The organism is Exiguobacterium sp. SH0S2 (assembly GCF_004337185.1).
Taxonomy (GTDB): domain Bacteria; phylum Bacillota; class Bacilli; order Exiguobacteriales; family Exiguobacteriaceae; genus Exiguobacterium; species Exiguobacterium aurantiacum_A.
This window is the reverse complement of sequence record NZ_SJVB01000003.1, coordinates 331,807-345,180: the sequence shown is the minus strand read 5'-3', so window position 1 is coordinate 345,180 and position 13,374 is coordinate 331,807. Positions and strand designations below refer to the sequence as shown.

The window sequence follows — 13,374 nt, the reverse complement described above, 5'->3', positions numbered from 1 at the left end:
AGGTCAAATGATGTTCTTGGCGACAGGATATTTCAATGCTGAAAAAATGAATGAAAAGACCGACCTAGAAATCGATCAAATCATGGCGACGTGTGAACCATATTTACAACAGCTTTATGCGAGTGGACAGGTTTTATTCGATTTGGGACTTGAAGCAAGTATGAAAGAAATCAAGCGTCATGCTGATCAGATTAAGATAACGGATGGACCAGTCTCGGAGTCGAAGGAAGTAGTAGGAAGTACTTTTTTGATTGAAGCGTTGGATATGGAGGACGCAGTCAGAATCGCTTCCATCCATCCGACGACCCAAGTGCCCGAAGCGGAATCGTTAGGCTGGAGGATTGAAATTCGGCCGGTTCACTATTATTGGGAAAGAGAGTGAACGGTCTCGTCAAGTTTGAGATGTAACCATTGATTTAATAGTCTACTACCTTGACCAGTGAGCTTAGTTTCGCTGGTTTTTTGTATAATGAAATGAGGAGGCGATGACGTGACAAATCGATTTTCACTAGAGAGCAGAGAACTTGAGACATTCATGGGTCAGATGGTCGTGATTTGTCCACGTTGTGGGGGACGAGCGGACGTTATGGAGAAGGCTAATGAGGTACGCTTGAGCTGTTTTCAGTGCGGTTATCTACAAATGAAGCAGAGCGGTACGAAATACATCGGCGGAGCTTTCGATGTACATTTCAGATTGCCGCTCTATCTGCAAACTGGTTGTTGTGGTCATGTCCTATGGGCTTATAATCAGGAGCACCTCGCGTATATGAGACAGTACGTGGAAGCGAGTGTTCGGACAAGCGACGGCGTGAACCGCAGTATTGAGAGTCGCTTGCCCAAGTGGATGAAGCAAAAGCACAACCGTGAAGATGTGTTGCGGGCAATCAAGCGCTTAGAACTCGCATGTGAGAAAGGATGAACAGCGATGGACCGACAAAAAGAGTTACAAGAAATAGAAGAGCGGCAATTGACATCGGTGATGAACAAGACAAAGTGGGAGGAACTGAGGCGAGCGGTAGCAAATACATTCCTATTTGAACCTCCTTATCAAATCAAATATGTATTAGAGGACACACCTGATCCTGAGTTTTTATCGAAGACGGCTTATGAATCAGGTGATTGGGATGATGGATTTCCTTATCCTACCTCTTCAATCGAATGGATTCGATTGCGACCAAAGGTGTTGGTCTATAAGGGAGCTATCGTCGAACCAGACGTATGTGATATGACCGATGAACTTATATCTATTTTAACGAAAGAACGAATCCCGTTCATACAGGACAATGAAATGATTCAAATTTTTGGCTATGTTCGAGATACGGGAATATTTGAACCGAAACTTGATGCATAGCGTAATTCTGTATTTATTTCGTATATACTGATTGTTTAGTTATTGTCGTGAAACAGCTAAGAGTCGGGTATGCTAAAAGAGAGACTGTTTTTAGGGAGGAATGATTGAATGGAAACAATTGATCCAAAAGACATTACCCGCATCGCTGTCGTCGGTGCCGGCTGGGTCGGCATCAGTTTTGCTTATCAATTATCGATGGCGGCACTTTGTGAAGAGCTCGTCTTGATCGACTCGAACCACGCGAAAGCGGAAGGGGAGGCGATGGACTTGAACCACGGCATCTCGTTCGCACCGAGCCCGGTTCGGATTTGGGCAGGGGATTACACGGATTGTCGTGACGCCGATATCGTCATCATCACGGCAGGAGCCGCCCAAAAGCTCGGGCAGACACAGATGGACCTCGCCGGGCAAAATGCGGTCGTCGTCCGTGACGTCACAGAACAAATCATGGCGAGCGGCTTTGACGGGATCATCGTCGTCGCGACGAACCCGGTCAATGTGATGGCCCACGTCGCCTGGAAAGCGTCCGGCTTGCCGAAACACCGCGTCATCGGCTCAGGGACGGTGCTTGATACGGCACGTCTGCGTTATAAGCTCGGCGAATACTTCGACTTGTCGTCGCGTAACTGTCACGTCTATTATATGGGCGAACATGGTGCCGGTGGTTTCGTCGCCTGGGACAACGCCCGGATTTATGGCAAGTCGATGAAGCAATTGCTCGCAGACAATGAGTCGTATCGCCAAGAGGACCTAGATGCCATCTATCAAGAAGTACGCGATGCGGCGAACCAGATCATCGGCTATAAGAGTGCGGCCTATTACGCGATCGGTCTCGGCCTGCTGCGCATCGTCCGCGCCATCGTCCGGAACGAAAACACGGTCGTGACGATCGGTGCCCATCTCGACGGTGAATACGGCGCCTCCGACCTCCATATCGGGGTACCTGCCTTGATCGACCGGAGCGGTATCAGTCAAATCATCGAAATCGACTTGACGGCTGAGGAGCAACAACAGTTCGACGCCTCGGTCGGACGGATTCGCCAGGCGATTGACAAAATCGAGACAAGTTCATAACAAAAACCCGGCTGCCGTTGCAGCCGGGTTCGTTGTTACGACGCCTTTTTCTCGGCGACGTCTTTCTTGTAATATTTTTCAGACGAGAAGAATTCAGTCGTCAGTCGCTTCACTTCACCGCTTAGCATCAATACGGCGATCATGTTCGGGATGAGGATCATCGCGAGCATGAAGTCAAGGAAGTTCCAAATCATCTGGGCGCCACCGATCGAACCGATGACGATCGAGGCGATATAGACGACTTTCATCACTTTACCGGCCGTCAAACCGAACAAGTACTCGGCTTGGCGTGAACCATAAAAGATGATGACGATGATCGTCGACAAGACGAAGAAGATGAGTGAGATCGTCACGAGCAGGCTGCCCGTATACCCGAAGTATTCACGGAAAGCGATTGTCGTGAGTGCGGCCGGGTCGCTCATCGCGCCTTCACGCGTCCAAACACCAGACGATAAGACGACGAACGCGGTCGTGCTACAGATGATGAGCGTGTCGATGACGATCCCGATGACGGCCCAGAAACCTTGGCGGACCGGGTGATCGGTCTGGGCGGCTGCGTGCGCAATCGGCGCCGTCCCGAGACCGGCCTCGTTCGAATAGAGTCCGCGGGCGAAACCCCAACGGATTGTCTCAGCAATGGCTGCCCCGGCGAATCCACCGAGCGCGGCCATCGGTTGGAACGCGTACGAGAAGATGAGACCGAGAACGTCAGGGATTTGCGAGAAGTTCATCAAGACGATGATGAAACCGGCTCCGACGTACACGAGTGCCATCGCTGGAACAATGATTTCTGTTACTTTAGCGATCCGTTTCATGCCACCGAAGACGACGAGTGCGACGAGTCCGGCGACGATAATCCCGGTAATGAGCGTGTCGCCGTTGAACGTCTCACGGACGGCCGAGCTGACGGCGTTGCCTTGGACCATGATGCTCGGGATGAGCTCGATCATGAGGGCGAACGCGAACCATGAGGCGAGCCATTTCCACTTCAGCCCTTTGGCCATATAGTAGACTGGGCCGCCGACAAATTCGCCGGCTTCATTTTTCTCGCGGTAACGGACGGCGAGGACACTTTCTGAGAACTTAATGGCCATCCCGACGACGGCGATGACCCACATCCAGAAGATGGCGCCCGGTCCCCCGAACATAATCGCGGCCGGGACACCGATGATGTTGGCGGCACCAATCGTCGACGATAACGCCGACGTCAACGCCTGGCGAGGACTGATGTCGCCTTCGCCTTTCGGTTTTTTAAAGACGCTTCCTAACGTTTGTTGAACTATGTAGAGCGGGTATCGGAATTGGAAGAATCCTAATTTGATGGTCAAGTAAAGACCTGATAACACGAGCAGGGAGATGATTGGGACTCCCCATAGCCAATTCGAAAACGACGTCACGATATTCACAATCTGTTCCACATCACCACTCCTAATCAGTATTTTATTTATATAGTGTTACCTAAGCAGCGTCTCGCTAAACCTGTTATTTCATATGAAGGAGGAGAATACGCATGAAACTGGCTAAACAATTGATCGTCTCAGGACGCGTCCAAGGGGTCGGCTTTCGCTATTTTTGTCAAGCGACCGCAATCGAATCGAATCTAAAGGGATGGGTCCGGAATTTGAGCGATGGTACGGTCGAAATCCACGTCGAAGGGGACGAGGCCGACTATGCATCGTTCAAACGAGCGCTCTATGACGGCAATCGGTTCGTCGGCGTCGAACAGATCGAAGAAACGGATATCGCGGAAGCATCGTACCGTAAATTCGATATCCGCTATTGACTATTTTTTTGAAAAGATGTCATGAATTCGGTTGACAAGTAGGCTCCTGTTGTAAAAAGAGGGAGCTTTTTTTATATGGAAATCTACTTCTCAGAAAAATAAACATCTTTTTTAAAGATAGGGTGGTCAAAAAAAGGATAGTGTGTATAATGGAATAGACCAAGCGCTTTATTGTCAGAAAATTTAGTCATTTAGTCGGAATTTGTTCAACACGGAAGGTACTACAATGTATGTGGAGGTAGTTGTATGAAAAAATCAACATTATTCCCGTTAGCGTTTACGATTTTCGCATTATTCTTCGGAGCCGGGAACTTGCTGTTCCCACCGATGCTAGGAGCGTTGGCAGGTGAGAACCTGTTCCCAGCCCTAGTCGGATTCGTCATTACCGGCGTCGGACTTCCTTTACTCGCCTTGTTCGCGGTCGCGCGGGTCGGTGGAGGGTCTGATCAAATCGCCCAGTATATTCCGAAGCGTCTTGCACTCCTTTTGACGGGATTAATGTACGTGGCCATCGGACCGTTCTTCGGGATTCCTCGGACGGCAGCGGTCACGTATGAGATGGGAGTCGTGCCGTTCCTCGGTGCGCCGTCAACGTTCACACTCGCCATCAGTTCAACTGTCTTTTTCGGCTTGACGTTCCTTTTGACGCTCCGCGCTCAAAAATTGATCGAGATCATCGGACGGATCATTACGCCGATCCTCCTCGTCTTGCTCGCTGGCATCGGGATCACAAACCTTGTGGCTCCGCTCGGCTCACCGGTCGCGCCGGCAGCAGGGTATGAGACGTGGCTCGGGGCACTCGGTGAAGGCTTTAAACAAGGTTACTTGACGATGGACGTATTCGGGGCACTCGTCTTTGGTGCAATCGTTCTCGTCACGCTTAAAGCGAACGGGATGTCGGATCAAAAAGAAGCGTCATCGCTTCTCCGGACATCGGGATTGCTTGCCGTCACGTGTTTGATGCTCGTCTACATCTCGCTCGCATCGATCGGAGCGAACATGACGGGTGTCACGGGAACGACTGACGGAGCAAGCCTCCTTCAAACGTTTGCCGGTACATCGTTCGGTCAAGTCGGCATGCTCGCACTCGGGGCAGCGGTCTTCCTTGCTTGTTTGACGACAGCCGTCGGACTCATCAGTGAGTTTTCACGGTTCATGAGTAACACGTTCGAGTCGCTCAAGTACTACCAAGTCGTCATCGGGACAACGTTATTCGGTTACTTGATTTCACTCGTCGGTCTCGGTACGTTGATTGAAATCGCGATACCGTTACTCACGCTCTTGTATCCGGTCATGATCGCACTCGTGCTCGTTTCGGTCACGGAACGGATTCAACGCAACCCGCAAGTCGCCATGAAGGCGACCGTTTACACGGCGCTCGTGTTCTCGTTGTTCGAGACGGCACAAGGCTTGGCTCCAACAGCCGTGACTGCATGGATCACGAACTTGCCGATGGCTGAGATCGGGCTCGCCTGGGCAGTTCCGACGTTGATCGTTTATGTCGTCACACTGTTCTTACCGAAACAGCGGTCGAGCGGATCACTCGCCGAGTCACGCATCTCATAATCACAACGACACCCATCCTCTGGTCCAGGATGGGTGTTTTGCTGTCTTATCGTTTGCTCATTCCATTCATCAACAAGTAAAATGAATAGATGAAAAGGAAGTGACGTACGTTGACGACAAAACAAAAGAAACAATTGGCGATTCTCATGCTGAACATGTTCATCGCTGTAGCAGGATTCGGGATTATCATTCCAATCATTCCCGACTATTTAAAAATGATAGGTGAAGGCGGTACCGCCGCCGGACTGATGATTTCGGTCTTTGCCGGGGCGCAGTTGCTCATGTCACCGATCGCGGGGAAATGGGCGGACGTCTACGGTCGCCGGCTGATGATCATTTCAGGGCTCATCGGCTTCACCATCTCGATGGCAGTCTTTTACTTATCGGACAATTTGACGGTCTTACTGATCTCGCGCGCCATCGGCGGAGTCGGGGCCGCATTGCTCATTCCAGCCATCTTTGCTTACGTGGCCGACATTACGACGCTCAAACAACGGGCGAAAGGAAATAGCTATATTTCCGCGGCAATGTCGCTCGGGATCGTCATCGGACCAGGGATCGGGGGCTTCGTCGCCGAGTTCGGGCTGAAGGCACCGCTGCTTTTGTCGGCGATCGTCTCATTCGTCGCCGTCATCTCATCGATCATTCTATTGAAAGAACCGGACCGGGAAGCTTACGTCCGGACGAACGAGACCGAATCGCTGCCACGGCAACTCTTGTCGTCGACTCGAAAGCCGTACTTCTTCGTGCTCGTCATCAACTTGGTCATGGCGTTTGGGCTCATGGCATACGAGTCGGTGCTCGGATTGTTCGTCAGTGAGACGTTCAGTGCGACGCCGCAAGAAATTGCCGTCATGATCACAGGTACGGGGATCGTCAGTGTCATCGTTCAGCTGTTTGCCGTCGACCGACTCGTCTCGCTCTTCGGTGAGATCAAAGTCGTGCTCATCTTCATTATGCTCGCGGCACTCGGCTTCTTGTTCTCGCTGTTCGCGGGATCGTATGCGATTTTCTTCGCAATCACGCTCATCATCTTCTTGTCGACCTCGATTCTTCGTCCGGTGTTGAATACGCTTGTGTCGAAGATGGCAGATAAAGAACAAGGCTTCGCGATGGGGATGAACAACGCCTATATGAGTATCGGTAATATCGTCGGGCCGACGCTTGCCGGGATCGCTTTCGATATCGACATGCGCTATCCGTTCATCATGGGACTTGTCTTGTTGCTCGTGACGTTCAGCGGGACACTCAATTGGTCAAAGCGAAACGCGGAGACATCGTTCGAACAATAATGTGAGGAGGAAACACGATGATTTATGTCGGTGTGACCGGTTGGGGAGACCACGACCTGCTCTATACGACCCCGGAAGAGCGGAAGCACAAACTGTCGACATACGCCGGGCACTTTCCGACGGTGGAGGTCGACTCGTCGTTCTATGCGATCCAACCTGTGAAAAACTATGAGAAATGGAATCGTGAGACGCCGGACGGCTTTCAGTTCGTCGTCAAAGTTTCCAGGGAAATGAGCGGTCACGACCGTGAACCAAAGCTGCCGCTCGCCGAACTGTTCGAGCGCTACCGGACATCGGTCGAGCCGCTCAAACAGGCGGGTAAACTTCGGGCCGTCCTCGTCCAACTCCCGCCGTGGTTCGACGTCTCGAAGCCGCATCTCGACTATTTGCGGACGATTCGAGCGGAGCTGATCGACTATGACATCGCCGTCGAGTTTCGGAACCCGACGTGGTTCTCGGAAGCATTTCGCGACCGGACGCTCGCGTTCTTGACCGAGCAACGCTTCATCAACACGGTGTGCGACGAACCTCAGACGAAAGAGAGCAGCATCCCGTTCGTCCCGGTCGTCACGAACCCGGAAGTCGCAGTCGTCCGACTGCACGGCCGCAATACGGCAGGGTGGCTCCGCAAACCCGGGATGACGAGCCAAGAGTGGCGTCACGTCCGCTGCTTGTATCGATACAGTGAGGATGAACTGCAAGAACTTGCGACGGCGTGCCGGGCACTCGAACGAGATGCCAAGTCGGTCTACGTCTATTTCAACAACAACTCGGCCGGGGATGCGGCACCGAACGCGAAACGTTTGATTGAGATTCTCGGTGCCGAGTATGAGCTCGCCCCGAGCCAAATCAGCCTGTTTTAGGAAGAGGGGATGGCCGTGCGTACGATTAAAATCTTTCACTACAATGACTTGCATTCAAAATTTCATAATTGGCCCCAACTTGTCTCCTTTTTGAACGAACACCGACATGAGGACACGCTCGTCTTCGACCTCGGCGATCATGCCGATCGAACACACCCGGCGACGGAAGTGACGAAAGGGCAAGTGAACGTCCGCTTGCTCAATCGGCTCAATCCGACGGCCGTGACGATTGGCAACAACGAAGGCATCACGTTTCCGCACGACTGGCTCGATTCGCTCTATGTGGATGCGACGTTCCCCGTCTTGCTCGCGAACGTCTATCAAGCGGACGGGACGCGACCGGACTGGGCGACGGAGACGCTCGTCCTCGAGCGGTCCGGTGTGCGTGTCGGTCTGTTCGGCGTGACCGCACCGTATGAAGAGCTGTATCCTGAACTCGGTTGGCAAATTGAATCACCGCTGACGGCGACTGCTCGGGCACTCGAGGAACTCAAAGGATGTGACGTCATCATCGCGCTCAGTCACCTCGGTTTCTACGCCGACGAGCGACTCGCCGAAGCGTTCCCGGCCATCGATGTCATCCTCGGGGCGCATACGCATCACGTGTTAGACGACGGTGTCATGAAAAACGGGGTATTGATCGCCCAGGCCGGGAAGTACGGGCAATACGTCGGAGAAGTCGAGTTGACGCTTCGGGACGGCCAAGTCGTAGAGAAGAAGGCGTGTCTCCATGACTTGACAGATCACGTTCAGGACGACGACACGCTACGGGCGTTGCGGTTCGAGTATGAACAAGCTGAGAGTTTGCTTGACGTGACGATTGCCGCCACGCCAGGCTATGTGAGCGATTGGTTCGGACCATCTCCGATTGCGGAGTTGTTGGCGGACGGATTAATGGACTGGTGTGATGCCGAAGTAAGCATCCTTCCATCGGGGATCCTGCTTGAAGGGTTGGCACCCGGACAAGTCACGCTCAATATGCTCCATCGCATCTGTCCGCACCCGATCAACCCATGTCTGTTGACACTCGACGGCGCAACGTTGCTTCGTTTCTTGAGCGATGTTCATGATGAGCCGTTCACGACGATGCACGTGCGTGGGCTCGGCTTTCGCGGGACGGTGCTCGGACAACCGATCGTCCACGGTCTTGAATTGAAACAAGGCCGCTACTTGCTTCGCGGTAACGAGATTGGTCTTGAACAGACGTATCGTGTCGCCACGGTCGACATGTTCACGTTCGGTCCGCTCCTGCCGTATTTGGCGGACCAGCCGAAGCGTTACTACATGCCGGAACTTCTGCGTGACGTGCTGCGTGAAACGATCATGGCGCGTCATGATGTGATCCGAAAACGATAGGGGAACTGTCGACGGGCGTGATATGATAGGAAAGTGGAGGTGTGAAAATGATTAGAGTGAATCACCATGGATATACCGTCATCGAAGAGAAACGCGACGGGTTTGACGAAGAGGCATTCATCGCTCGTTATAGTGATGTGCTCGATAAATATGATTACATCGTCGGAGATTGGGGACATGGTCAACTTCGTCTCAAAGGATTTTATGAAGTGAAGTCGAAGTTTGCCACGTACGATAATCGAATCGATCATGTGATGGACTATGTGTATGAGTATTGTAACTTTGGTTGTCCGTTCTTCGTCCTGAAGAAAGAGACAGAGATTGATGAAAGTGAAGACGGTCCTGTGTTCGGCGGAACGAAACAACCGCTCAAACTAAAACGAAAATTCAATAAAGCGGAAGAAGCTGAAACTTCGACCGGTTCATGACGCGCTGATGACATCAGCGCTTTTTTTATTACATATATTTCCTAGATGTTTCGTTTAGGTGAAAAGATGGTGTGACAGGTTTAGGGATAAGAAAATTGTGATAATTTATATATAAGATAACTTTTTCTGTTCGGGTTTTGGAAGTGAGGTGGAAGGATGCAACACGTACAAACGACGACCGTCGGGGATCGCGATGACGTCCATAACCGAATCCATAACTTAGGATTAGGCTTACTGACGATGCTGTTCTTCGGGTTAGGTAGTATCATGACATTCTATTTCACAGCCGCGGTCCTTTTGTTTGAGTTGGTCCATGTCTTGCTCGTTCGCCGGTTCGAGTATCGGAATGCATTTCTAAAAAGCCGGTTGTTTAAAGCGATCTCACTGACTGTTGTCGCTACAGGTGTGCTCTTATTTATTCTATCGATGTCGCAGTTTTTTATGGGCAATATCTTATATTAACAGGGAAAAGGAGAAACCTTTCCCCTGTTTTCGTGTTTTTTGAAACCTTCTGCCGGCCAATGACGTACACTAAGGAAAGAACACAAACAAAGGATGGATACTATGACAGCACAATGGAAACAACACGCACAAAAAATGTTGACAGGTAATCGCTGGCTGCTCGCCGGGATTTTGATTTTGTTCGTTATATTGAACGGGATTCCCCAATCGTTCGCACCGACGATTGACGCAGAGTCAATGGAGCCATTGACGTCTATCGAGATGACGTTATCGTTCTTATCGTTCCTTCTGACGTTGTTGATCGCACCGCTCACGGTCGGATGGTCATGGCTCGTCCTCTCCGTGTCACGCGGCGACAAGCCGGCCGTCTCGAAATTATTTGAACCGTTCCAAACCGGCTATGTGAAGCACGTGCTCGCTCCGTTCTTCGTAGGGTTGTTCATCTTCTTATGGGCATTGTTACTCGTGATCCCAGGAATCGTCAAAGCGTTCTCGTACTCGCTCACGAACTATATTTTACGTGATCAGCCGGAACTGTCGGCTCTCGAGGCAATTACCGAGTCGCGCCGGATGATGGACGGTCACAAGATGGACGCGTTCAAACTCGTCCTCTCGTTCATCGGTTGGTTCTTCGTCGGCGTGTTCACGCTCGGAATCGGGTTCTTGTACGTATATCCGTACTTCTCGACGACGTACGCCGCGTTCTATGATTCGCTCCGAGGAGCAGATCAGCCGCGCACGAACCACGTCGGTACGCCTGATATGGAACAAGGGTTCTAAAGAAAAACCTCCGCTCAAATTTTGAGCGGAGGTTTTGTCATGCTTCGACTTGTTGTTTGTTCAGGTACGGCTTCAACGACAACGTGTGTTCAGCGACGACTTTGCGGATCGTCTTCGTCTTCGAACGCATGACGAGCGACGTCGTCTCGACGATATCGTCCGTCAAGAACTTGACGCCGTCGAGCAGTTCACCTGTCGTGACACCGGTCGCGGCAAAGATGCAATCGTCACTCTTGACGAGATCGTCGATCGTGAGGAGTTGGAGCGGGTCCTCGATGCCCATCGAGATGACGCGGGCCGTCTCTTCTTCGTTCATCGGGTGAAGGCGGGCTTGCATATCGCCGCCGAGCGCCTTGACTGCTGCTGCCGTGATGACGCCTTCTGGTGCGCCGCCTGTCGAGATGAAGATGTCGATCGGGTTCGATTTGATGGCTGCGGCGATCCCGGCCGAGACATCGCCGTCATCGAACAGTTTGACGCGTGCGCCCATACGCATCGCCGCTTGACGGAGATGTTCGTGGCGATCGCGGTCTTGCATGATGACGGTCACTTCTTCGATCCGTTTGCCGTTATAGAGCGCGGCTTTCTCGATGATCGACTCGAGCGGTTCGTCGAGCGAGACTTTCCCTTTCAGGTTCGGTCCGACAACAAGTTTATCCATATACATATCAGGTGCGTGGAGGAGAGCGCCTTTATCGGCGACTGCGATGACGACCATGGCGTCGCCGAGTCCTTTGGCGACGATCGATGTCCCTTCGAGCGGATCGACCGCGATATCGACTTCCGGCCCGAACGTCGTACCGAGGCGTTCGCCGATGTAAAGCATCGGCGCCTCATCTAATTCGCCTTCACCAATCACGACAGTCGCATCCATATTGACCGTACCGAGCACTTCGCGCATCGCTGACGTCGCCGCGTCATCGGCCTCGTTCTTTTGGCCGCGACCAATCCATTTTGATGATGCCAGTGCCGCTGCCTCGGTTGCTCGTACGATCTCTAACGCTAATTCTCGTTCCATAGTGTTGAACCCTCCACGTGATTTCTATTTAATGTGACATACTAATTAAAGTGTTAATCCGTGGATTAGTGTATCACAATCGGATAAATGATGTAAATAGGGGAGATTCTTTTCTCGAGTCGGAAAAAAGATTATGATAAGGGGCAGGGGGGATGACGATGTATTTTGTGAATAGAGAAAAAATCAATGAGACGCTGGCCCATATGGAAACGATGTTGCATCGGATCGATCAGCTCGAAGGGGACGCGTTCACACTTGAACTTGCGAAAGAGCGTTTGGCCGTGCATTTGATGGAAGGCGTCATCGATGTCGGCAACTCGATGATCGACGGCTTCATTATGCGCGATCCGGGGAGTTATGAAGATATCGTCGACATTTTATTGGACGAGCGCGTGCTCGACGCCCAGACGGCTCAAGCGGCGAAAGAGCTCGTCATGATGCGTGCCTATTACGTCCGGGAGTTCGTCACGTCGGATTCGGCTCGCTTTGACGCCTGGACGGAGCGTCAAAAAGAGACGTTCGCAGCATTTCCCGAGCAAGTCCGCCGCTATTTAGAAGTGGAACTTGGACCAGTATCAGCATTTTTACCGGAAAGCGAGTGATTAGATGAATTTAATTAAAGGATACTTATTTGATTTAGATGGAACGATCTATGCGGGCACCGAGCCGATCAAAGCAGCGGTCGACTTCGTGAACCGGCTCGAGGCGACGGGCTTCCCGTACTTGTTCGTCACGAACAACGCCTCGATGACGCCGAAACAAGTCGCGGATAAGCTCGTGTCGATGGGTGTCCATGTGACGCCCGAGCACGTCTTGACGAGTGCGATGGCAACGGCCCGTTATATCGAGAAGATGACACCAGGGGCGACCGTTTATATGATCGGGGAAGACGGTCTCCGGATCGCGCTTGAAGAGCGTGGCTTCCATGTGACGGACGAACCGAAAGCCGACTACGTCGTCATCGGGCTCGACCGCCACATCACGTACGAGAAATTGGCGAAAGGTGCGCTCGCGATTCGGTCCGGCGCCCGCTTCATCTCGACGAACGGAGATATCGCCATCCCGACCGAGCGCGGCTTTTTACCGGGCAACGGGGCGCTGACGTCCGTGCTCACGGTGACAACGGAGAAAGACCCGTTCTTCATCGGCAAGCCGGAGCCGGTCATGATCGACATCGCCCTCGAGATGATCGGTCTGACGAAAGACGAGGTCGTCATGGTCGGGGACAACTACCATACGGACATCTTGTTTGGGATCAACGGAGGGCTACGGACGCTGCACGTCAATTCAGGCGTTCACGGGCCGGCGTTCATCCAAGAACAAGAAAAGCTCCCGACCTATATGGTCGAGAGCTTGGACGAATGGACACATGCATGAAAAAAAGGGATGACTCACGTCTCC

At 52.1% G+C, this 13,374-nt stretch carries 16 protein-coding genes; 14 read left to right on the top strand and 2 right to left on the bottom strand.

All coding sequences use genetic code 11. The annotated features are described in order from the left end of the window. The first annotated feature begins 7 nt into the window (after window positions 1-7). The 4 genes from EVJ21_RS10390 (at window position 8) to EVJ21_RS10380 (ending at window position 2,425) form a co-directional block, all read left to right on the top strand. Window positions 8-382, top strand: coding sequence for a YciI family protein (locus tag EVJ21_RS10390; protein ID WP_131490441.1), 375 nt, complete (start codon window positions 8-10; stop codon window positions 380-382). 384 nt (window positions 383-766) lie between these two features. Continuing rightward, complete coding sequence (locus tag EVJ21_RS15385; protein ID WP_161566998.1) at window positions 767-919, top strand: hypothetical protein; 153 nt, start codon at window positions 767-769, stop codon at window positions 917-919. 6 nt (window positions 920-925) lie between these two features. Continuing rightward, window positions 926-1,351, top strand: coding sequence for a DUF6678 family protein (locus tag EVJ21_RS10385; RefSeq protein ID WP_131463930.1), 426 nt, complete (start codon window positions 926-928; stop codon window positions 1,349-1,351). A 108-nt stretch (window positions 1,352-1,459) separates the two neighbouring features. Then, window positions 1,460-2,425 (top strand): L-lactate dehydrogenase, encoded by a 966-nt coding sequence (locus EVJ21_RS10380; protein ID WP_131490440.1) that lies wholly within the window; start codon window positions 1,460-1,462, stop codon window positions 2,423-2,425. A gap of 35 nt (window positions 2,426-2,460) precedes the next feature. Here EVJ21_RS10380 and EVJ21_RS10375 read toward each other — a convergent pair whose 3' ends face one another. Further along, on the bottom strand, window positions 2,461-3,843 hold the full coding sequence (locus EVJ21_RS10375; RefSeq protein WP_131490439.1) for an alanine/glycine:cation symporter family protein: 1,383 nt from the start codon (window positions 3,841-3,843) through the stop codon (window positions 2,461-2,463). Window positions 3,844-3,935: 92 nt separating this feature from the next. On the opposite strand from EVJ21_RS10375, the gene EVJ21_RS10370 reads away from it, so the two are divergent. From EVJ21_RS10370 to EVJ21_RS10335, 8 genes are all read left to right on the top strand, one after another. Further along, a complete protein-coding gene (locus EVJ21_RS10370; RefSeq protein ID WP_131490438.1) occupies window positions 3,936-4,208 on the top strand; it encodes an acylphosphatase in 273 nt (90 codons plus the stop codon). Between the two features lie 246 nt (window positions 4,209-4,454). Further along, complete coding sequence (gene brnQ / locus EVJ21_RS10365) at window positions 4,455-5,774, top strand: branched-chain amino acid transport system II carrier protein (protein ID WP_131463922.1); 1,320 nt, start codon at window positions 4,455-4,457, stop codon at window positions 5,772-5,774. A 110-nt stretch (window positions 5,775-5,884) separates the two neighbouring features. Beyond that, on the top strand, window positions 5,885-7,066 hold the full coding sequence (locus tag EVJ21_RS10360) for an MFS transporter (RefSeq protein ID WP_070328751.1): 1,182 nt from the start codon (window positions 5,885-5,887) through the stop codon (window positions 7,064-7,066). Between the two features lie 17 nt (window positions 7,067-7,083). Beyond that, window positions 7,084-7,929 (top strand): DUF72 domain-containing protein, encoded by an 846-nt coding sequence (locus EVJ21_RS10355; RefSeq protein ID WP_131455923.1) that lies wholly within the window; start codon window positions 7,084-7,086, stop codon window positions 7,927-7,929. 9 nt (window positions 7,930-7,938) lie between these two features. Next, window positions 7,939-9,285: a bifunctional metallophosphatase/5'-nucleotidase gene (locus EVJ21_RS10350; protein ID WP_131490437.1), complete on the top strand. Its 1,347-nt coding sequence runs from the start codon at window positions 7,939-7,941 to the stop codon at window positions 9,283-9,285. Between the two features lie 47 nt (window positions 9,286-9,332). Then, window positions 9,333-9,713, top strand: a complete 381-nt coding sequence (locus EVJ21_RS10345) for a YutD family protein (protein WP_035386184.1) — start codon at window positions 9,333-9,335, stop codon at window positions 9,711-9,713. Between the two features lie 156 nt (window positions 9,714-9,869). Next, complete coding sequence (locus tag EVJ21_RS10340) at window positions 9,870-10,175, top strand: hypothetical protein (RefSeq protein WP_131463916.1); 306 nt, start codon at window positions 9,870-9,872, stop codon at window positions 10,173-10,175. Window positions 10,176-10,277: 102 nt separating this feature from the next. Next, a complete protein-coding gene (locus tag EVJ21_RS10335) occupies window positions 10,278-10,955 on the top strand; it encodes a DUF975 family protein (RefSeq protein ID WP_131490436.1) in 678 nt (225 codons plus the stop codon). A 37-nt stretch (window positions 10,956-10,992) separates the two neighbouring features. Here EVJ21_RS10335 and glpX read toward each other — a convergent pair whose 3' ends face one another. After that, window positions 10,993-11,973: a class II fructose-bisphosphatase gene (glpX, locus tag EVJ21_RS10330; RefSeq protein WP_070328755.1), complete on the bottom strand. Its 981-nt coding sequence runs from the start codon at window positions 11,971-11,973 to the stop codon at window positions 10,993-10,995. Window positions 11,974-12,131: 158 nt separating this feature from the next. Between glpX and EVJ21_RS10325 the strand changes: the two genes are divergently transcribed. Both EVJ21_RS10325 and EVJ21_RS10320 read left to right on the top strand, forming a co-directional pair. Beyond that, entirely contained in the window at window positions 12,132-12,575 is a 444-nt protein-coding gene (locus EVJ21_RS10325) for a DUF86 domain-containing protein (protein WP_070328796.1), read from the top strand. A 4-nt stretch (window positions 12,576-12,579) separates the two neighbouring features. Further along, entirely contained in the window at window positions 12,580-13,350 is a 771-nt protein-coding gene (locus EVJ21_RS10320) for a TIGR01457 family HAD-type hydrolase (RefSeq protein ID WP_070328756.1), read from the top strand. The last annotated feature ends 24 nt before the right edge of the window (window positions 13,351-13,374 follow it).